Below are 18973 nucleotides of genomic sequence, written 5' to 3' on the forward strand. Positions count from 1 at the left end.
AGTTATGATCCCTTGCGCGTAGTGGGTACGGGGTAAAGAGCCCTTGGCATACCCCGGTGCGCAGGTGCGTGAAGACGGTCTGTGCCACCATCAACTCTGTTCGGAACGCGAGTACTTGGAGGTGAGCCGCCGTGGCACTCTCGATTTCGGCGGTGGTGCTGCTGGCGATCATCGTCTTCCTGCTTGTCAGGAAGTCCGGACTGAAGGCCGCGCATGCGTTTGTGTGCATGCTGCTGGGCTTCTATCTGGCCAGCTCGTCCATCGCTCCCTCGATCAAGCAGCTGACGACGAACGTCGCCGGCATGCTGGGGAACATCAAGTTCTGATCCCTCCCCGGCCGGTCCCGCCACCCGTGCGCCCGTCCTCCGGCCGGGCGTACGGGTGGCGGGCGGGATCGCCTGCGGGAGGCGGACCGGGCGGCTCGTAGGCTGTCGGTATGACCGATCAGCCCGCCCGCCCCCGGCCGGCCCCCTCCGGGGGGAGCGCTTCGCGCCCGGCCTTCTCCCGCCGGTTGCTGCTGGTGCATGCGCACCCCGACGACGAGTCGATCAACAACGGCGTGACCATGGCCAAGTACGCGGCCGAGGGCGCGCTGGTCACTCTGGTGACCTGCACACTCGGCGAGGAGGGCGAGGTCATCCCGCCCGAGCTGGCCGCTCTCGCGCCGGACCGCGACGACGCCCTCGGCCCGTACCGCGCCCGTGAGCTGGCCGCCGCGATGGAGGCCCTGGGCGTCACGGACCACCGCTTCCTCGGCGGGCCGGGCCGCTACCGGGACTCCGGGATGATGGGCGCGGTGCAGAACGAGCGTCCCGACGCCTTCTGGCAGGCCCCGCTCGACGAGGCGGCCGCCCATCTGGTGGCCGTGATCCGTGAGGTCGGGCCGCAGGTCCTGGTCACCTATGACCCGAATGGCGGGTACGGCCACCCCGATCACATCCAGGCCCACCGGGTGGCCATGCGCGGCGCCGAGCTGGCCGCGCAGGCGGATTTCCGGCCCGAGCTGGGCAGCGCGCATCAGATCGGGAAGATCTACTGGAACTGCAACCCCCGGTCCGTGGTCGAGGAGGGCTTCGAGCGGCTGCGGGCGGCCGGCCACACCTTCCCCGGAGTCGCCACCGTCGACGATGTGCCAGGGGTGGTGCCGGACTCCGAGGTCACGGCGTCCCTCACCGGCGATCCGGCGCACAGGGCCGCGAAGGCCGCGGCGATGCGGGCGCACTACACCCAGATCGCGGTCGACGGGCCGTTCTTCGCGCTCTCCAACGACTTGGGCCAGCCGCTGTTCGGCACGGAGCACTATCGGCTGGTGCGCGGTGTGCCGGGCGCCGCGGGTGGCGCGCGCGAGGACGACCTTTTCGCGGGTATCGGCGAAATGGTGGGTATGGAGGAGAGTGCCCGGATCGAGGAGGCGGCGGAATGAGTACGGCGAAGGGCGGCGGCGGCCGTGCCGAGGGAAACGGCGGCGCGGCCTCCGGTAAGGGTGCCGCGGCGTCCGGCGGCAAGGGCGGTGCGGCCTCCGGCAAGGGGCAGCGGTCGAGGGCGGGCGCGGGCGGTACGTCCGGTGCGCGGTCCGGCGCTCCCGTGGTGCCGACAGCCGGTGCCGCGCTGACCGCGCCGCTGACGCCGGGCCGGGTGGGCATATATGTGCTGCTGCTGGTCGCGGGCGGGCTGGTCGCGTTCGCCGGAACGCTGGTGCAAGCGGCCTGGTTCCCCGGCGGGTTGGTGCTGGCGCTGGCCGGTGTCGGTGGCCTCTTCTACGGGGGCGGCCGGGCGACCGGCACCTCTGCGGGCGTCCTGGTGCCCGGTGCGGCATGGCTGGTCACGGTGTTCCTGCTGGTCAGCAATGTCCGGCCGGAGGGCGACTTTTTCTTCGGCGCGGGGCTCGGCTCGTACATCTTCCTGCTCGGCGGCATTCTGGTCGCTGTGATCTGCGCCACCGCCGCCCGGGTGGGCGCTATGGGCGTCCGGTACGGCCGAGTTGGCGGATGACGTGGGCCATAACGGGACGGATGCCGCGCGGCTCCGGGTGAACGGACCGGGGGCCGGGGGTTTGCGCGCGGCGGCGGTGTTCGTACGCTCCCCGGGTGGCCGCCCGCGGCGGACAGTATGGTGGTGCGCGCCGTCGCGCCGCCCTGGGGGCACCCCCCGGCCTGTGGCCGGGGATCATCTCTGACGAGCGGCGGAGCCAACCGGGAGAACCTGCTTTGAGTCGTGAATCTGACAGTTCGTCCTCCGGCCCTCAGGGCCGTGGCGGAGCCGCGTACCCCTCAGGGACGCCGCCGTACGGCTCGCCCAGGGGAGATGCCGACCAGGCGCCGGCGCCCGGTGCCGCGGCGCAGCCGGAGGAGCCCAAAACCGAGACCACACTGACGACGCGGATCAAGATCAACATTCCGGGGTCGCGCCCCATCCCGCCGGTCGTCGTGCGCAAGCCCGTCGGTGAGGAGTCCGGCATGAGCGGATCATCCGGTTCCGGCGGTTCCGCCGGTTCCCGAGGCGCGCCCCGCCCCGCCCGCGGCAGCGAGCGGAACGCGGAGCGCACGGCCAACACCCCCCGGCCCGACGCTCCGGCGGACGAGGCTCCCGCGGGCGGCCGGGCCGAGAAGCCCAGTGAGTGGTTCGCGCCGCGCAAGGGGCAGCAGTCCTCCACCGGGTCCCATGCCATGCCGCCCGCCCCGGGCGGTGCGACCCCGCCGCGGCCGCCGGCCGGTGCCAAGCCGCCGCAGCGTCCCGACCTGCCGTACTTCTCCGACAACCCGGCCCCGCAGGACGGCGCCTCGCCGTTCGACGGCGGAGGCCGGCCGGGCGGCGGTGCCCAGCCGGGCGGCGCCCCGCCGTTCGACAGCGGTCCGCGGGGCGGCGGTTCGCCGTTCGACGAGGGCCGGCCGGGCGGCGCTTCGCCGTTCGACGGTGCGGCCCCCGGCAGCGGTTCGCCGTTCGACGCCGCCGCCGGTCCCACCCGGGACCACACCCCGTTCGACGCCCCGGCGGGCGGCCCCAGCGGCCCCACGACCGGGCCGGCGCGCGGCAATGCGTCGCTCAACCTCCCGCCCGGTTTCAGCAACCCCGGCACCGGCAGCACGCCCCCGATCAGCGACGACACCGCGGAGCTCACCCCGCAGCCGCCGGCCCCGCTCGCCGGTCCCGGCAGTGGCCTCGGTGCCGCGGGCGGTATCGCGGGCGGACTGCCCGGCGGTCCCCAGGGCACGGCGCCCGGCGGCCCGAAGGGCAAGCGCGGCGCCAAGGATCCCCAGGCGGGCGCCCTCGGCGACCGCGGCCGGGTGTCCGGCGACACGCTGGTCAGCGGTATCCCGAAGGTCCCCGGGGCCGAGGGGCCGTCGTCCCCGTCGCCGTTCGCGGCGGCCCCGGGCGATGACGGTGAGAGGGCCGCTCCGAAGCCGCGGCCCAAGATCCCCGAGCCGATCAACCCGCCCAAGAAGGGCCGCAACAAGCTCGTTCTCGTGGGCGTTGCCGTCGTGGTCCTGGCGGGTGTCGCCTACGGTGCGGGGCTGCTGCTCGACCACGCCGATGTGCCCAACGGCACCACCGCGCTGGGCGTGGACATCGGCGGCACCACCAAGGAAGACGCCGTCAAGAAGCTGGAGACGGCGCTCAAGGGCCGCCGCGCCACGCCGCTCAAGCTCACCGTCGACGGCAAGGCCGCGACCCTTGAACCCGACAAGGCCGGTCTGGACATCGACCCGCAGGCGACGGTCCGCAAGGCGGCCGGCCGGGACTACAACCCGGTCTCCGTCATCGGCTCGCTGTTCGGCGGTACGCGCACGGCCGAGCCGGAGGTGGTCGTCGACGACGAGAAGCTCCAGATCGCCCTGGCGAACGTCGCCGGGCCCTCGGGCGCCGCCAAGGACGGCGGGATCACCTTCGAGAACGGCAAGGCGGTGCCGCACTACGGCGTGCCCCACAAGGCGATCGATGTGAAGGCGTCCAAGAAGAAGGTCACCGACGCCTACCGCAACCGCGCCACGACCGGAGCCGACGCACCGGTGGTGCTGGCCGCGAGCACGCAGCAGCCGCAGGTCGACAAGGCCGCGGTGGACAAGGCGCTGGAGCAGTTCGCCAAGCCCGCGATGTCCGGCCTGGTGACGGTCCGTACGGACGCGGCGCACACGGTCTCCTTCAGCCCGCAGAAGTCCATCCCGAAGTTCCTGTCCTTCAAGATCGTCGACGGCGGTCTGGTGCCGTACTACGACCGGCCGGCTCTCAAGCAGCTCTACGGAGACACCTTCAACGGCGTCATGGTGACCAAGGGCGACGGCTCCAAGCACCCGGTCAGCGTCGAGGAGGTGGCGAGCGCGGTCGGCAAGGCCCTGCTCGGCACCGGCGCGGCGGAGCGGGTCCAGACCATCGCCACGAACGGCAACTGACCGCCACCCGGCGCGAACCCGCAGGTAAGAGGCCCCCGCAGGGCGGCTTCTCGGCACACCCCGAGAAGTCCCCCAGGGGGCCTCACCCATGACAGATGTCATGGCACAGTGCATACAGTCGGCACTGCCGTGCGCGGTGCGGATCCCGGAAGCTGAAGAGCATGACGACCACAGCGACCACCACAGCCACCACCGCGCAGGGGGCGGGCCGGGCACCCGTGGTCAGTTTCCGGCAGGTCAGCAAGAGTTACGGCGCGGTGCGCGCGGTGGCCGACCTGGATCTGGAGCTGGCCCCGGGGGAGACCGTCGCCCTCCTCGGCCCGAACGGCGCGGGCAAGTCCTCGACCCTCGACCTGCTCCTCGGGCTGCGCAGCGCCGACTCCGGCAGCGTGACCCTCTTCGGCACGACCCCGCAGCGCGCCATCGAGCAGGGCAGGGTCGGCGCGATGCTCCAGAGCGGCGGCCTGATGGACGGCGTCAAGGTCAAGGAGCTGGTCGGGCTCGCCCGCGATCTGCATCCGCGCGGCTATCCGCTCGACCGGATCCTGGCCACCGCCGCTATCACCGACATCGCCGACCGCATGGTCGACAAGCTCTCCGGCGGTCAGGCGCAGCGGGTGCGCTTCGCCCTCGCCACCGCAGGCGCCAACGACCTGATCGTGCTGGACGAGCCGACCACCGGCATGGACGTCTCCGCCCGGCAGGCCTTCTGGGGCGCGATGCGCCAACAGGCCCAGCAGGGCCGTACGGTCCTCTTCGCGACCCACTACCTCGAAGAGGCCGACGAGATAGCCGACCGGGTGATCGTGCTGCACCGCGGCCGGGTGCTGGCCGACGGCACGGCCGCCGAGATCAAGGCCAGGGCCGGCGCCCGCCGGGTCACCTTCGAGCTCGACGAGCCGGTCGACCGCGAGGCGCTGCACGGCCTGCCCTGCCTGACCGCCCTGGAGGTCTCCGGACGCACGGTCCGCCTCCAGTCGCACGACGCCGACGCCACCGTCCACGCCCTCTACGGCCTCGGCGTCTACCCGCACCACCTCGAAGTCTCCGGCCTCGGCCTGGAACAGGCCTTCATCGCCCTGACCACCGCTTCCGACGCGACCTCCGCCACCGCCGAGGAGGCGGCCCGATGACCACTCTGATCAAGCTGGAGATCATCCGCGCACTGCGCAACAAGAAGTTCATGTTCTTCTCGGTGATCTACCCGCCGGCGCTGTATCTGATCATCGCCGGCGGCGCGGACAGCAAGCCGATCCCCGGTATGAAGCTGGACATGGGGCTCTATTTCATGGTGTCGATGGCAGCATTCGGTGCCATGACCGCGGTGCTGCTGGGCAACAGCGAGCGGATCGCCAAGGAGCGGGAGAAGGGCTGGGTGCGGCAGCTGAGGCTGACGGCGCTGCCCGGACGCGGCTATGTCGCCGCCAAGATGGCCGCCGCCGCGACCGTCAGCCTGCCGTCGATCCTGCTGGTCATGCTCGTCGCCGCGGTGGTCAAGGGCGTACGTCTCGAGGCCTGGCAGTGGATCGCCATCGCCGCGGGCACCTGGCTCGGCAGCTTCGTCTTCGCCGCCCTGGGCGTCGCCATCGGCTATCTGGCCACTGGTGACGCGGTCCGCCCGATCTCTATGCTGTGCTACTTCGGCCTGGCGTTCCTCGGCGGCCTGTGGATGCCGCTGACGATCCTGCCCCAGTGGGTGCAGAACATCGCCGAGTGGCTGCCGACCCACGCGTACACCGCGCTCGGCACCGCCGTCGAGGCCGGCCAGGCCCCGCACGGGAAAGACATGGCCATCCTGGCCGGGTATCTGCTGGTCTTCACCGGCGCCGCGGCCTGGCTCTACCGCAAGGACACCCGGAAGGCGTGAGGCACGGGAGATGACGAGCGAGCCCAAGGGCGCCGGCCCCATGATGATCGGGCAGCCGCCCCGTACGCGCCGCCAGGCGGTCGGCAAGATGATGTGGCTCGGCATCTGGCTGCTGTATCTGGCCGGCCCGGTGGGCCAGCTGCTGCGGGTCGGCGCCTCCACCACCGAGCGGATCGGGGGCGGCCTGGGGCTCGGGGCCTTCGTGCTCTCCTACTTCGTCGTGGTCTTCCGTCACATGTGGCGGAAGACCACCGGCCCGTTGATGTACGCCGCTCTGGCCCTGATGCTGGCGTTGTCCACCGCCCTCTCGTGGACGCTGGACTTCTCGTGGCTGGTGCTGTTCATCTTCACCAGCGTGGCCTGTGCCGTGGTACTGCCCTGGCGGCAGTCCCGCTGGGCCATCCCGCTGGTGGCCGCGGTGCTGCTCGCCGTCGGGGCGCGCTATCCGGAGATCCGCGCCTACTACTTCTTCGCCTACGGCCTGCCCGCGCTGGGCAGCGGCTTCATGATGGTCGGAGTGCAGCATCTGATCCGTACGACCACGGAGCTGCGCGCCGCCCGCCAGGAGGTCGCCCGCCTGGCCGCCAACGACGAGCGGCTCCGCCTCGCCCGCGATCTGCACGACCTCCTCGGCCACTCCCTCTCGCTGATCACGCTCAAGAGCGAACTGGCCGGGCGGATGCTGCCCGACCGGCCGTCCGACGCCGCCCGGCAGGTCGCCGACATCGAACAGGTCAGCAGGCAGGCGCTGGTCGATGTGCGGGAGGCGGTCACCGGCTACCGCAGACCCCGGCTCGCCGTCGAGCTGGCCGGGGCGCGGGCCGCGCTGCGCACGGCAGGAGTCGAGGTCACCGCCGACCCGGCCCTGGAGAGCGAGTACCGGGGGCTCGCGCCGGATGAGGAGAGCGCGCTGGCCTGGGCGCTGCGGGAGGCCGTCACCAACGTCGTACGGCACAGCGGCGCCCGCCACTGCGAGCTGCTGCTCAGCGAGGAGTGGGAGGCCGACGAGAGCCGCTCGCTGTGCCTTGCGGTGCTCGACGACGGCGCCGGCCCGCCCCGCGCCCAGCACGACGGCAACGGCCTCAGCGGTCTGCGCGAACGCCTCACCCGGGCCGGCGGCCGGCTGGAAACCGGCCCTGCCCCGCGCGGCCCCGGCTTCGCCCTGCGCGCCGTCGTCCCCCTGGGCACCGCCGCCCCGGCGACCAGCGCAGTCCTCGCCCCGGAGATATCCCCCGAGCCCCTCAACGGCCCGGCGTAGGAGCACCGCCCGCCCGCAACCGGCCAGGGGGCCAACGGACCGAGGCGGCACCGAGCCGAACCGCCCCTCCCGTACGCCTTAAGCTGGCCCGCGTGATCAGACTGCTGCTGGCGGAGGACCAGTCCATGGTCCGGGAGGCGCTGGCCGCGCTGCTGTCGCTGGAGGCCGATCTGGAGGTCGTGGCCCAGGCGGCGCGCGGGGACGAGGTGCTCCCGGCCGCGCGGGCCCACACCGTGGATGTCGCACTGCTGGACATCGAGATGCCCGGCCTCAGCGGACTGGACGCCGCGGCCGCGCTGCGTGCCGAACTGCCCGGCGTGAAGATCGTCATCCTCACCACCTTCGGCCGCCCCGGCTACCTGCGCCGCGCGATGGAGTCCGGCGCCGACGCCTTTCTGGTCAAGGACGCCCCGGCGGCCCGGCTCGCGGATGCGGTACGACGCGTCCTGCGCGGCGAGCGGGTCATCGACCCCGTGCTGGCGGCGGCCGCGCTCGCCGACGGCGCCAGCCCGCTGACCGAGCGGGAGCGGGAGGTGCTGCGGACCGCCGCCGACGGTTCCACCAACGCCGAGATCGCCGGTGCCCTGCATCTGTCCCAGGGCACCGTCCGCAACTACCTCTCCACCGCCATCCAGAAAACGGGTGCCCGCAACCGCGCCGAGGCGGTCCGCACGGCCCGCGACAAGGGCTGGCTGTAGGCAGCGGGCAGCCACCGGCCAGGCACCCGGGGCCCGGACCTCCGGCCCCGCCGCCCCCGGGGGCCTTCGCCCCGGTGCGGTGCCGGTCGGTGTCCCGCACTCTTGAAGTGTTATGCCTGCCGACCGACCCACGGAGAGCAGCCACCTCGCCCCCGCGCTGCTGATCCTCGCGATCTTCGTCGTCGCGGTCCTGGACGCCACGACCAGCCCTGAGCTGCACATCTCGGCCTTCTTGGGCATTGCCCCGCTGTACGCCGCGCTGCGCTGGTCGTTCCGGATGACGCTCCTGGTGGCAGCCGTCTTCGTCGTGTGCCTGACCTACGTCGACATCTTCACGGTCCCCGACTGGGCCCCGGCCAGCCGGGTCGTCGGCATCTTCGGCGTGATCCTGGTGGCGGTCTTCTCCCTGATGCTGTGCCGCACCCGCCTCCAGCGGGAGGCACTGCATGCCCGTACGCGCCTGGTGGCCGACACGGTGCAGCGGGCGATGCTGCGCGAGCTGCCGCTCAACGCGGGGCCCGTCGAGGCGTACGGCTTCTATGTCTCCGCCCAGGAGGGCGCCCGGGTCGGCGGCGACATCTACGAGGCCATCGACACGCCGCACGGGCTCCGGCTGATGATCGGCGATGTGCAGGGCAAGGGCATGCCGGCGATCGGCGCGGGCCTGGAGGTGCTGGCGTCGTTCCGGGAGGCCGCACAGCATCTGGAGTCGCTGGACTCGGTGGCCGAGCGCATGGAGCAGGCGCTGGCCCGCTACAACACCCGTTCGGTCGAGCAGGGCGCCGACGAGCGCTTTGTCACGGCGCTGCTGATGGAGGTGCGCGGCCCGGCGCAGGGCCGGGTGCTCTCCTGCGGCCATATTCCGTACTACCTGGTCCGCGGCGGGAAGGTCTCCGAGCGCCGGGAGGGCGAGGGCGGACTGCCGCTCGGCCTGGGCGGGCTCAGCGGCGAGCCCCGCCACAGCGTCCGGGTCCACCCCGAGCCCGACGACTGGCTGGTGCTGTGCACGGACGGGGTGACCGAGGCACGCGGCAAGGACGGCGAGTTCTACCCGCTGGCCGAACGGCTGGCCGGGTGGACGGGCCTGGAGCCCGCCGAGCTGGCCCGTACCCTCCGTGCCGATCTGGAAAGCTTCACCGACGGCGAGCTCAAGGACGACGCGACCGTGCTGGTCGTCCGGCGCAGCCCCGCCGCCGCTCAGTTGAGCATGGCGCGCGCCGCGGCGGCCTGACGCCGTATCGCGGTCGCACCGGCCGGCTCGACGGCCGCCACCACCCGGGCGTACTCCTCCAGCTCGGCCGCTCCGGCGAGGAACTCGCCGCGCTGGACGAGGAGTTGGGCGCGCTCATGGCGCAGTCGCGCCGGATGGCTCGGCAGCAGCAGCGACAGCTCCAGCGCCCACAGCTGCACCGCGCTGTGCTCCGGGCGCGCCTGCGCCCAGGCCCGGATGTTGTTCAGCACCCGCAGCACGGTCTCCAGCGGGTCGGCGGGCGTCATCATCCGCTCGTTCAGCGGCTCACCGCTCGCGCCCGCGACCAGCAGCCCTGCGTCCTCCGCGGTGAGCAGGCGCCCGCCCGCGAACGGATCGGCCAGGACATGCGCGCCGGCGGGATCACCGAAGCCGACGACGAAGTGACCGGGCAGAGCGACCCCGTAGACGGGTGCGCCGGCCCGCCGCGCCACCTCCATCCACACCACCGACAGCAGGATCGGCAGGCCCCGGCGCCGCCGCAGCACCTCGTGCAGCAGCGAGGACTCCAGCCGCCGGTAGTCGGCGGGTGAGCCGCCGAAGCCGCACCGGGTGCCGAGCAGCTCGGCAAGATTGCGGGCCCAGGCGCCGGGGCCGCCGGCCGGGGAGAACGGCAGCAGGCCGGCCAGCCGGTCCAGCTCGATCTGGGCCGCGTCGAGACCGGCCTCGTCCAGCGCCGGATCGGCCTCGGCGCCGATCAGCAGGCACAGCAGTGCCAGATCGGGCCGCTCGGCGCGCGCGGCGTCGGCGAACTGCTGCCGCCGTGCGGCGCGGGCGTCGTCCGGCTCCGGCTCAGGCTCGGGTGGGTGGGGCATGGGAGGGACACCCCTTCAGTGCCGGCCGCCGCCCGGCAGGGCGCGCCGGTAGTGGTAGCCGTGGTGGTCGGTGAAGCCGAGCCGGTCGTAGAACGCGAGGGCTCCCGTGTTGTCCGCCTCGACCTGGAGATACGCCGCCGAGGCGCCCTCCGCGAGGGCCCGCTCGGCGAGCGCCGCCATCACCAGCGTGGCCAGCCCCTGACGGCGTGCGGCCGGCGCCACTTCGAGCGCCGCGAAGCCCGCCCAGCGCCCGTCGACGACCAGCCGCCCGATCGCCGCCGTCCCGCCGTCCGCGTCGTGCACCGTCGCGAACCACACCGAGGGGCCGCCGGTCAGCACCTTCAGGGCGTTTCGCGCGGCCTCGTCGGCCCGGTCGGCCTCGCCGGTGCGGTTGTACAGGGCCAGCCAGTCCGCGTCCGGTTCCCGGGACAGCGCGACGCGGGAAAGGTCCGCGTCGGTGTCGGCGAGCGGTGCCAGTGCCGCGGTCCGGACCGTGGTGTGCCGCTCGTCGGCCCAGCCGCGCTCCGCCAGCGCCGCGGCCAGCTCCTCATCGGTGTCCGCCCGCCCCGTGGCGACCACGATCACCGCCGGCAGCCCGCGCTCGTCATACCACTGGCCGATCCGCTCCAGCGCGGTGTCCAGGGGGACACCGGCCTCGCCGAGCGGCAGGACGGAGTTGGCGCGGCGGGTGAATCCCCCCGAAGCCCGCAGTGTCCATTCCCCGAGACGCGCTGTCTCAACAGCGGGCCAGCCACGGGCCGCGACCTGCTGGAGCTCCCGGGCGGTGGCCGCCGGCCCTCGCCGGCGGACCGGCTCCGTCGAGGAGGGGTGTGCAGCCCCCCGGGCGGTGGTGGCCGGGCGACGGGCGGGCACCACCTTGGCCGCCACCAGCGAGGACTCCGCGATCCGGACGCACTCACCGTTGCGCCGTGTGATGCTCAGCACACCTTCGTCCCAGGATGTGAGAACCCCGACCGCGTCCGTGAACGTCGCCTCCCCCGCCCCACCCCCGGTCAGACGCCGGACGGATACCCTTTTGCCCACGTCAGCACGGGTGATGCGGACCTCCGCGTGGCCGCCGGCCAGGAATTCCATCGCTCAAACCGCCCCTCTTGTTCGTCTCGCGCCCGGGAACGGAGATACTAGATGGCGGGCATCGACGACGCCGCGCTCCCGCGCGCCCAGCGGCGGTACTGCCAATCGGTCCGCCGGCCCTACCGAGGAGGAACGACAGCGTGACCTACGTCATCGCGCAGCCTTGTGTCGACGTCAAGGACAAGGCGTGCATCGAGGAGTGCCCGGTCGACTGCATCTACGAGGGCAAGCGGTCCTTGTACATCCACCCGGACGAATGCGTCGACTGTGGTGCCTGTGAGCCGGTCTGCCCGGTCGAGGCCATCTTCTACGAGGACGACACCCCGGAGGAGTGGAAGGACTACTACAAGGCGAATGTGGAGTTCTTCGACGAGCTCGGCTCGCCCGGTGGCGCCAGCAAGCTCGGCCTGATCGACCGCGATCACTCGTTCATCGCGGCGCTGCCGCCGCAGAACCAGTAACGACCCGAGGACCGAGGGGGAGCCCGCCCGCTCCCCTTCGCCTCCGACGTCGTCGGGGGCGCCCCCCGGTGTGAGCCGGGGGAGGTCGCACGGCGCCGCCCGGTCCCGTACGGCCACCTCGCCGTACGGGACCGCTGCGTTGTGCGCCGGTGTCCCGCACCACTGAGAAAGAGAGCACCGTGGGCGCAGCATCGTCTCCCCAGCCCGTCTCCCCCCGCGCGTCGCTCCGCGACCGCCTGCCCGCCTTCCCGTGGGACCGCCTGGAGCCGTACAAGACCACCGCCGCGGCGCACGCCGACGGCATCGTCGACCTCTCCGTCGGCACCCCGGTCGACCCGGTTCCCGCGGTGGTGCAGCAGGCGCTGACCGCCGCGGCCGACAGTCCGGGCTATCCGACGGTGTGGGGCACGGCCGCGCTGCGGGACGCGCTCACCGGCTGGGCGGCCGACCGTCTCGGCGCCCGGGGCCTGGAGCACACCAACGTGCTGCCGGTCGTCGGCTCCAAGGAGCTGGTGGCCTGGCTGCCGACCCAGCTGGGCCTGGGCCGCGGGGACAAGGTCGGCTACCCGCGCCTGGCCTACCCGACGTACGAGGTCGGCGCCCGTCTGGCCGGGGCCGAGCCGGTCGTCTACGACGAGCCCTGGGAGCTGGACCCCAGCGGCCTGAAGCTGCTCTGGCTGAACTCGCCGTCCAACCCGACCGGCCGGGTGCTGAGCGCCGACGAGCTGCGCCGCACCGTCGCCTGGGCACGCGAGCACGGTGTGCTTGTCTTCAGCGACGAGTGCTACCTCGAACTGGGCTGGGAGGCCGACCCGGTCTCCGTGCTGCACCCGGACATCTGCGGCGGCTCCCACGACGGCCTCGTCGCCGTCCACTCCCTCTCCAAGCGCTCCAACCTCGCCGGCTACCGCTCCGCGTTCCTCGTCGGCGACGCCGCGGTCCTCGGCGACCTGCTCCAGATCCGCAAGCACGGCGGCATGATGATCGCGGCGCCCGTCCAGGCCGCCACCGTCGCGGCGCTGGGCGACACCGCCCATGTCGCCGAGCAGCGCGAGCGCTACGCCCGCCGCCGCGCCGCGCTGCGTTCCGCGTTCGAGACCGCGGGCTTCCGCATCGAGCACAGCGAGGCCTCGCTCTACCTCTGGGCGACCCGTGACGAGCCCTGCTGGGACACCGTCGGCGAGCTCGCCGAGCGCGGCATCCTCGTCGCCCCCGGCGACTTCTACGGCGCCGCGGGGGAGCGGTTCGTACGGATCGCCTTCACCGCCACCGACGAGCGGGTGGCCGCCGCGGTGCGCCGGCTGGCGGAGTGAGCCGCCGCCACTGAACGACGCGCAACGACGCGCAACCACGCGCAGGGGCCCGGGGAGAGCGAACTCCCCGGGCCCCTGCGCGTCGTACGGGCGGACTGCCGGCCGGTCAGCGGCTGCCGAGCGGGAGGCCGCCGAGCAGGCTCTGAGCCGGGGCGAGCAGGCCCTGGGGCGACCCGACCAGGTCCTTGGCGAGCGGCAGCGCGTTGGTGGTGACGCCGTGCTTGGCGACCGGGCGGACCACGCTCTCCGCCTTGTCGGCGGCGCCCTGGGTGAGCGGCATGGCCTTCTTCACGACCGGGCCGGCCGTCTCGACGAGTGCCGGGGCGAGCTTCGTCGCCGCCTTGCTGCCGGCCTCGTTCACCAGGCCGACGCCGTGGCGCGCGGTGTGGTCGAGGGTCTCGCTGGTGTTGTGGGAGTCCAGGGGCGCCGTCAGCCCGCCGAGTGCCTTGGCGGCCGGTTCCGCAGCGGTCGCGGAACCGGCCGCAGCGACCACGGGAGCGGCACCCACTGCAACGAGCAGGGCGGCTCGGGCGATCCGACGCGTAACGGGGAGGGACATGGTGCTCCTTTGACGGAGAAGGACTCGTACTTCTGACAGATGTGCCATGTCCGCCTGGCGGACGCACTGACTACCGCGTCAGAACCCCGAAGGTTGCGGTGAACTCCGGTAAAGAGTTGGTAACGCGTCACATAATCCGCCCTGGAGAAAGAAGGGCAATATGCGCACGGCCCGGTGGGCTGCCAAAACGTCACAGCCCTTTGCGCGCAAGGGAATTGGCCGAGCGCACCCACGCGGTCCGGCCAACTCCCCAGCGCATCAAAGGAATTGCCGCCCATGCCCCTTTAGGGGGACCCGGCGAACTATTGCTCGGTGATGATACGAACGTTGCGCGCGGCCGCCGCGGAAGCGGCCGGCTTCTGCTGCCAGCCCTTCCCCGAATCGGCCGCGGTCCACGTCCGGCCGGCGTAAGAGATCTGTTCGATGTGCAGCTCGGCGGAGTGCGCGACCGCCCACGTCGCCAGCTCCCAGCCGCGCCGCGAGGCATCGCCCGCGGCCACCACCGGACCGGCCGACCTCACCGGTATCGTCACGCCGCGCCCGTCGCCCGCGCTACGGCCGCCGGGGCCGCCCGCCCGTGGCAGCACCTGGGGGCCGAACTCCCGCACCAGCTTCTCCCGCACCTTCGCGGCGTCGGCGCCCCCGCTGCCCACCGGGCGGCTCTCGGTGCAGGTCATCGCGCCCTGGTCGCGTCCCGTGAGCGCCCCGGTCAACTGTGCGGCGTTCGCCTCGTGTTTGGCGTAGGCCTGCGGGTAGCCGCTGTGCTGGACCTTCTGCGCGGCGACGGTCAGCGGCAGCCGGGAGTAGCCGGGCACGTTCGCCAGATGCCGGTAGAACTCCCCGGCCGAGTAGACGGGATCCATGATTTTCTTCACGGTGCCCCAGTCCTGCGACGGCCGCTGCTGGAAGAGCCCGACCGAATCCCGGTCGCCGAAGTCGATGTTGCGCAGCCCCGACTCCTGCATCGCGGTCGCCAGCGCGATGGTCACCGCCCGCTCCGGCAGCCCGCGCGAGGAGGCCACGGCCGAGATCGTCGCGGCGTTCGCGGCCTGCTCCGGGGACAGCTCGTAGGCCTCGGCGGCGCCCTCGGCGCGCACCGTGCAGCTCGGCGCCCCGGGGCCACCGGTCACGTACTGCACCACGAGGTAGACGGCCAGTCCGATCAGTACGGAGACGGCCGCGGTGATACGCCACCGGCGGCTGCGGCGGAGGGGGGCTGAGGGCTGCGCGGACACGGGCCCACCGTACTGGAGTGCTGCCGATAGGGTCGGATTCATGGAGCGCCGCACAGACCACCCCGCCCTCGACCTGTCGCTCGACGCCGCCGCGCTCACCGCGCAGCTCGTCGACTTCCCCTCCGAGAGCGGCAACGAGAAGGACCTCGCCGACGCCGTCGAGCACGCCCTGCGCGCGCTCCCGCATCTGACCGTCGACCGCCACGGCAACAACGTCGTGGCCCGTACGCACCTGGGGCGCGAGGAGCGGGTGGTGCTCGCCGGCCATCTCGACACCGTGCCGATCGCCGGCAACGTCCCCTCCCGGCTGGACGAGAACGGCGTCCTGTGGGGCTGCGGCACCTGCGACATGAAGTCCGGCGTCGCCGTCCAGCTGCGGATGGCCGCCACGGTCCCGGCACCCAACCGCGACCTGACCTTCGTCTTCTACGACCAGGAAGAGGTCGCCGCGCACCTCAACGGGCTCGGTCATGTCGCCGACGCCCACCCCGACTGGCTCGCCGGCGACTTCGCCGTCCTCCTGGAGCCCTCCGACGGCCAGGTGGAGGGCGGCTGCCAGGGCACCCTGCGGGTCCTGCTGCGCACCACCGGTGAGCGCGCCCACTCCGCCCGCAGCTGGATGGGCGCCAACGCGATCCACGCCGCCGCCCCGATCCTGGCGAAGCTCGCGGCGTACGAACCGCGCCGCCCGGTCATCGACGGCCTCGAATACCGCGAGGGCCTCAACGCCGTACGCGTCGAGGGCGGCGTCGCCAACAACGTCATCCCGGACGCCTGCACGGTCACCGTGAACTTCCGCTACGCACCGGACCGCAGCCCCGACGAGGCGCTGGCCCACGTGCGCGAGGTCTTCGCGGACTGCCCGGTGGACGAGTTCGTCGTCGACGACCACTCCCCGGGCGCGCTGCCCGGACTCTCCCACCCGGCGGCCAAGGCCTTCATGGAGTCCGTCGGCGGCAGCGCGATGCCCAAGTTCGGCTGGACCGATGTCTCCCGCTTCAGTGCGCTGGGCGTCCCGGCCGTCAACTACGGCCCCGGCTACTCGCTGCTTGCACACAAGAAGGACGAACGGGTCGAGACCGACCGCATCCTGCACTGCGAGGAGCGGCTGCGCGCCTGGCTGACCGCCTGACGGCCCGGCCGCAGCTCCCGGGACCGGCCGCCGCCCGACCGCATACCCGGCGAATTCCCCTGCTCTTCACGTCGGCGGATCTACGCTGAAACGGCAAACGATCTGCCAGCGGAGGGAGCACGACATGGCCAGTCCCGAGGGAGCACCGGTCCCTGAGGAGCAGCGGCTGGGTCCCGTACTGCGCCGCCAGGACCAGGTGCGTACCGGCACCACGGACCAGCGCCTGCTGGACTCCGAAGGCCCCTCCGAGTGGGTGCACACCGATCCCTGGCGCGTGATGCGCATCCAGTCGGAGTTCGTCGAGGGCTTCGGCGCGCTGGCCGAGCTCGGCCCGGCCGTCAGCGTCTTCGGCTCGGCCCGTACGCCGCGCGACTCCAAGGAGTACGACGCCGCCGTACGGATCGGACGGGCGCTGGTCCAGGCCGGGTTCGCGGTGATCACCGGCGGCGGCCCCGGCGCCATGGAGGCCGCCAACAAGGGCGCCAACGAGGCCGGGGGCACCTCCGTCGGACTGGGCATCGAGCTGCCCTTCGAGCAGGGCATGAACGAGTACGTGAACCTCGGGGTCGACTTCCGCTACTTCTTCGTCCGCAAGACGTGTTTTGTGAAGTACGCCCGGGGGTTCGTGGTGCTCCCCGGCGGGCTCGGCACCCTCGACGAGCTCTTCGAGGCGCTCACCCTCGTCCAGACCCGTAAGGTCACCCGCTTCCCGATCGTGCTGTTCGGCACGGCCTACTGGAGCGGACTGGTCGACTGGCTGCGCGACACCCTCATCGCTGAGGGGAAGGCGTCGATGCACGACTTGGAGCTCTTCCACCTCAGCGACGACGTGGACGAGGCGATCGCGCTGGTGACCAAGGAGGTCGGGATCTGAGGCCCGGACTCCTCAGGCCAGTCCCCGGCGGGCGACCGCCGGGGGCCGGTGGCCGGCGATCGAGGCCACCATGTCCAGCACCTGACGGGTCTCCGCGACCTCGTGGACCCGGTAGACCTGCGCGCCCAGCCAGGCCGAGACGGCGGTGGTCGCGAGGGTGCCGAGCACCCGCTCCTTGACCGGCTTGTCGAGCGTCTCGCCGACGAAGTCCTTGTTGGACAGCGAGACCAGCACCGGCCAGGGGGTGTCCGTCATCTCGCCCAGCCGGCGGGTCGCCTCCAGGCTGTGCCGGGTGTTCTTCCCGAAGTCGTGCCCCGGATCGATCATGATCGCGTCCCGCCGGACACCGAGCTCCACGGCCCGCTCGGCCAGTCCGAGCGTCACCCGCAGGATGTCCGCCATCACGTCGTCGTACGTCACCCGGTGCGGGCGGGTGCGCGGTTCGGCGCCGCCCGCGTGCGTGCACACCAGACCCACGTCGTAGCGCGCCGCGACCTCCGCGAGCCGCGGATCGACCCCGCCCCAGGCGTCGTTGAGCAGATCCGCGCCGGCCTCGCAGACCGCCTCGCCGACCTCGTGCCGCCAGGTGTCGACGCTGATCACCACATCGGGGAAGCGCTTGCGCACCTCGGCCACGAACCCGACCGTGCGGCGGGCCTCCTCCTCGGCGCTGACCTCCTCGCCGGGACCGGCCTTGACGCCGCCGATGTCGATGATCGCGGCACCGTCGGCCACCGCCTGTTCCACCCGGGCCAGCGCGGGTTCGTCACGGAACGTGGCGCCCTGGTCGTAGAACGAGTCCGGCGTCCTGTTGACGATCGCCATGATCACCGGCTCGTGCGCCCCGAACTCGCGATTCCCCAGCCGCAGCATTCCCTGACTCCCTCTCCATGGTCCGGGAGCGACCCTAACTGTCACACCCGCATGGCACGATCAGTGCAGGCACATAGTCGGGGAGTTGGTCGTGTTCTGGTTCTTGCTGATCGCGATGGTCGTGGTGGTGGCCGCCGTCACCCTCGTCGTCGTCGGCGGCGGTGACGGCGGTGGGCTGCGGGACGCCGAGCCGGACCGGCTGTACGACCCGTTGCCGGAGGACCGCCCGGTGGCCCGCGCCGATGTGGAGGCCGTCCGCTTTCCGGTGACCGTCCGTGGCTACCGCATGGACGAGGTCGACGACGTCCTGGACCGCCTGGGCGCCGAACTCGCCGAGCGGGACGCCCGGATCGCCGAGCTGGAGGCCGCGCTGGCCGGAGCGCACGCCTCCGCCATGGGCGGCCCGGGGCTGATACAGGACGGCCCGCCCGTGCTCGGGCCGGTCAAGGAGACGCGGCCGGCCCCCGGGCCCGGCGCACCGGAGCACCCCGGGACATCCGAAGCGTCCGGGACGGACCAGGAAGGCGTGGACAGGGCATGAGCGGCGTGGTGACGGAACCGGACGGCATCCCGCGCTGCCCCTGGGGCATGGAGTCGGCGCAGATGGCCGACTACCGCGCCTACCACGACACCGAATGGGGCCTGCCGGTCCACGGCGACGACGCCCTCTTCGAGCGGATGAGCCTGGAGGCGTTCCAGTCCGGGCTCTCCTGGATCACGATCCTGCGCCGCCGCCCCGGCTTCCGCGCCGCGTTCGCCGATTTCCGGATCGCCGGGGTGGCGCGGTTCACGGACGCGGACGCCGAGCGGCTGCTCGCCGACCCGGGCATCATCCGCAACCGCGCCAAGATCGCCGCGACGATCAACAACGCCAGGATCGCCGCCGAACTGGCCCCGGGCGAACTCGACGGCCTCATCTGGTCCTACGCCCCCGACCGGGCCGGCCGGCCGGTGCCGCGCACGGTCAGCGATCTACAGCCGGTGACCCCGGAGTCGACGGCGCTCGCCAAGGACCTCAAGAAGCGCGGCTTCCGCTTCGTCGGCCCGACCACCGCGTACGCGATGATGCAGGCATGCGGCCTGGTCAACGACCATCTGGCGGACTGCCATGTCCGGCAGGCCGTGGAAGCGGCGGCCGGCTGACCCGGACCGGTTC

20 protein-coding genes are annotated in these 18973 nt (G+C 72.6%); 15 read left to right on the top strand and 5 right to left on the bottom strand.

The genetic code is table 11. The features are described from left to right. Window positions 1–131 precede the first annotated feature (131 nt). From IF67_RS0102200 to IF67_RS0102240, 9 genes are all read left to right on the top strand, one after another. Window positions 132–326, top strand: a complete 195-nt coding sequence (locus IF67_RS0102200) for a hypothetical protein (protein WP_030981515.1) — start codon at window positions 132–134, stop codon at window positions 324–326. Window positions 327–436: 110 nt separating this feature from the next. Next, a complete protein-coding gene (gene mshB / locus IF67_RS0102205) occupies window positions 437–1423 on the top strand; it encodes an N-acetyl-1-D-myo-inositol-2-amino-2-deoxy-alpha-D-glucopyranoside deacetylase (protein ID WP_030981517.1) in 987 nt (328 codons plus the stop codon). Then, window positions 1420–1992 (top strand): DUF6113 family protein, encoded by a 573-nt coding sequence (locus tag IF67_RS0102210; protein ID WP_030981518.1) that lies wholly within the window; start codon window positions 1420–1422, stop codon window positions 1990–1992. Before mshB ends, IF67_RS0102210 begins: the two co-directional genes overlap by 4 nt. Window positions 1993–2207: 215 nt before the next feature. After that, entirely contained in the window at window positions 2208–4388 is a 2181-nt protein-coding gene (locus IF67_RS0102215) for a hypothetical protein (RefSeq protein WP_030981521.1), read from the top strand. A 161-nt stretch (window positions 4389–4549) separates the two neighbouring features. Then, complete coding sequence (locus IF67_RS0102220) at window positions 4550–5521, top strand: ABC transporter ATP-binding protein (protein ID WP_030981523.1); 972 nt, start codon at window positions 4550–4552, stop codon at window positions 5519–5521. Then, window positions 5518–6255 carry an ABC transporter permease gene (locus tag IF67_RS0102225; protein WP_030981525.1) on the top strand — a complete coding sequence of 246 codons (738 nt, stop codon included), beginning with the start codon at window positions 5518–5520 and terminating at the stop codon, window positions 6253–6255. Before IF67_RS0102220 ends, IF67_RS0102225 begins: the two co-directional genes overlap by 4 nt. A gap of 10 nt (window positions 6256–6265) precedes the next feature. Further along, the gene (locus tag IF67_RS0102230; RefSeq protein ID WP_030981526.1) at window positions 6266–7513 is read left to right on the top strand and encodes a sensor histidine kinase; all 1248 of its coding nucleotides are present in this window, start codon (window positions 6266–6268) and stop codon (window positions 7511–7513) included. A gap of 92 nt (window positions 7514–7605) precedes the next feature. Then, window positions 7606–8211 carry a response regulator transcription factor gene (locus tag IF67_RS0102235; protein ID WP_030981528.1) on the top strand — a complete coding sequence of 202 codons (606 nt, stop codon included), beginning with the start codon at window positions 7606–7608 and terminating at the stop codon, window positions 8209–8211. A 112-nt stretch (window positions 8212–8323) separates the two neighbouring features. Next, complete coding sequence (locus IF67_RS0102240; protein WP_030981530.1) at window positions 8324–9442, top strand: PP2C family protein-serine/threonine phosphatase; 1119 nt, start codon at window positions 8324–8326, stop codon at window positions 9440–9442. Here the strand turns inward: IF67_RS0102240 and IF67_RS0102245 are convergent. Together IF67_RS0102245 and IF67_RS0102250 are read right to left on the bottom strand one after the other, a co-directional pair. Continuing rightward, complete coding sequence (locus IF67_RS0102245) at window positions 9409–10275, bottom strand: transglutaminase-like domain-containing protein (protein ID WP_030981532.1); 867 nt, start codon at window positions 10273–10275, stop codon at window positions 9409–9411. The two genes, IF67_RS0102240 and IF67_RS0102245, sit on opposite strands and share 34 nt — an antisense overlap. 15 nt (window positions 10276–10290) lie before the next feature. Next, on the bottom strand, window positions 10291–11370 hold the full coding sequence (locus IF67_RS0102250) for a GNAT family N-acetyltransferase (protein WP_030981534.1): 1080 nt from the start codon (window positions 11368–11370) through the stop codon (window positions 10291–10293). Between the two features lie 140 nt (window positions 11371–11510). Here IF67_RS0102250 and fdxA point away from each other — a divergent pair, with 140 nt between their 5' ends. Both fdxA and dapC read left to right on the top strand, forming a co-directional pair. After that, the gene (gene fdxA / locus IF67_RS0102255; RefSeq protein WP_030981535.1) at window positions 11511–11831 is read left to right on the top strand and encodes a ferredoxin; all 321 of its coding nucleotides are present in this window, start codon (window positions 11511–11513) and stop codon (window positions 11829–11831) included. 179 nt (window positions 11832–12010) lie between these two features. Continuing rightward, window positions 12011–13144: a succinyldiaminopimelate transaminase gene (gene dapC / locus IF67_RS0102260; RefSeq protein WP_030981537.1), complete on the top strand. Its 1134-nt coding sequence runs from the start codon at window positions 12011–12013 to the stop codon at window positions 13142–13144. A gap of 106 nt (window positions 13145–13250) precedes the next feature. On the opposite strand, the gene IF67_RS0102265 is transcribed toward dapC, so the two are convergent. Then, window positions 13251–13703: an ATP-binding protein gene (locus tag IF67_RS0102265; protein ID WP_234340950.1), complete on the bottom strand. Its 453-nt coding sequence runs from the start codon at window positions 13701–13703 to the stop codon at window positions 13251–13253. Window positions 13704–14005: 302 nt separating this feature from the next. Beyond that, window positions 14006–14938: a hypothetical protein gene (locus IF67_RS0102270; RefSeq protein ID WP_030981541.1), complete on the bottom strand. Its 933-nt coding sequence runs from the start codon at window positions 14936–14938 to the stop codon at window positions 14006–14008. 40 nt (window positions 14939–14978) lie between these two features. On the opposite strand from IF67_RS0102270, the gene dapE reads away from it, so the two are divergent. Both dapE and IF67_RS0102280 read left to right on the top strand, forming a co-directional pair. Beyond that, window positions 14979–16070: a succinyl-diaminopimelate desuccinylase gene (gene dapE / locus IF67_RS0102275; protein WP_030981543.1), complete on the top strand. Its 1092-nt coding sequence runs from the start codon at window positions 14979–14981 to the stop codon at window positions 16068–16070. Window positions 16071–16194: 124 nt separating this feature from the next. Next, on the top strand, window positions 16195–16944 hold the full coding sequence (locus tag IF67_RS0102280) for a TIGR00730 family Rossman fold protein (protein WP_030981545.1): 750 nt from the start codon (window positions 16195–16197) through the stop codon (window positions 16942–16944). Window positions 16945–16956: 12 nt separating this feature from the next. Here IF67_RS0102280 and folP read toward each other — a convergent pair whose 3' ends face one another. Beyond that, entirely contained in the window at window positions 16957–17817 is an 861-nt protein-coding gene (folP, locus tag IF67_RS0102285) for a dihydropteroate synthase (protein WP_030981546.1), read from the bottom strand. Window positions 17818–17908: 91 nt separating this feature from the next. Here folP and IF67_RS38710 point away from each other — a divergent pair, with 91 nt between their 5' ends. Both IF67_RS38710 and IF67_RS0102295 read left to right on the top strand, forming a co-directional pair. After that, a complete protein-coding gene (locus IF67_RS38710; RefSeq protein WP_037838608.1) occupies window positions 17909–18358 on the top strand; it encodes a DivIVA domain-containing protein in 450 nt (149 codons plus the stop codon). Further along, complete coding sequence (locus tag IF67_RS0102295; protein ID WP_030981550.1) at window positions 18355–18960, top strand: DNA-3-methyladenine glycosylase I; 606 nt, start codon at window positions 18355–18357, stop codon at window positions 18958–18960. The genes IF67_RS38710 and IF67_RS0102295 overlap by 4 nt, the downstream gene beginning before the upstream one ends. The last annotated feature ends 13 nt before the right edge of the window (window positions 18961–18973 follow it).

Source organism: Streptomyces sp. NRRL S-1813 (assembly GCF_000719605.1).
Lineage (GTDB): Bacteria > Actinomycetota > Actinomycetes > Streptomycetales > Streptomycetaceae > Streptomyces > Streptomyces decoyicus.

Excerpts from the sequence above, each read along its gene's own strand:
- mshB (WP_030981517.1), top strand. The coding sequence starts at position 437 with ATGACCGATCAGCCCGCCCGCCCCCGGCCGGCCCCCTCCGGGGGGAGC.
- IF67_RS0102210 (WP_030981518.1), top strand. The coding sequence starts at position 1,420 with ATGAGTACGGCGAAGGGCGGCGGCGGCCGTGCCGAGGGAAACGGCGGC.
- IF67_RS0102220 (WP_030981523.1), top strand. The coding sequence starts at position 4,550 with ATGACGACCACAGCGACCACCACAGCCACCACCGCGCAGGGGGCGGGC.
- IF67_RS0102225 (WP_030981525.1), top strand. The coding sequence starts at position 5,518 with ATGACCACTCTGATCAAGCTGGAGATCATCCGCGCACTGCGCAACAAG.
- IF67_RS0102230 (WP_030981526.1), top strand. The coding sequence starts at position 6,266 with ATGACGAGCGAGCCCAAGGGCGCCGGCCCCATGATGATCGGGCAGCCG.
- IF67_RS0102240 (WP_030981530.1), top strand. The coding sequence starts at position 8,324 with ATGCCTGCCGACCGACCCACGGAGAGCAGCCACCTCGCCCCCGCGCTG.
- IF67_RS0102245 (WP_030981532.1), bottom strand. The coding sequence starts at position 10,275 with ATGCCCCACCCACCCGAGCCTGAGCCGGAGCCGGACGACGCCCGCGCC.
- IF67_RS0102250 (WP_030981534.1), bottom strand. The coding sequence starts at position 11,370 with ATGGAATTCCTGGCCGGCGGCCACGCGGAGGTCCGCATCACCCGTGCT.
- IF67_RS0102265 (WP_234340950.1), bottom strand. The coding sequence starts at position 13,703 with ATGTCCCTCCCCGTTACGCGTCGGATCGCCCGAGCCGCCCTGCTCGTT.
- dapE (WP_030981543.1), top strand. The coding sequence starts at position 14,979 with ATGGAGCGCCGCACAGACCACCCCGCCCTCGACCTGTCGCTCGACGCC.
- IF67_RS0102280 (WP_030981545.1), top strand. The coding sequence starts at position 16,195 with ATGGCCAGTCCCGAGGGAGCACCGGTCCCTGAGGAGCAGCGGCTGGGT.
- folP (WP_030981546.1), bottom strand. The coding sequence starts at position 17,817 with ATGCTGCGGCTGGGGAATCGCGAGTTCGGGGCGCACGAGCCGGTGATC.
- IF67_RS0102295 (WP_030981550.1), top strand. The coding sequence starts at position 18,355 with ATGAGCGGCGTGGTGACGGAACCGGACGGCATCCCGCGCTGCCCCTGG.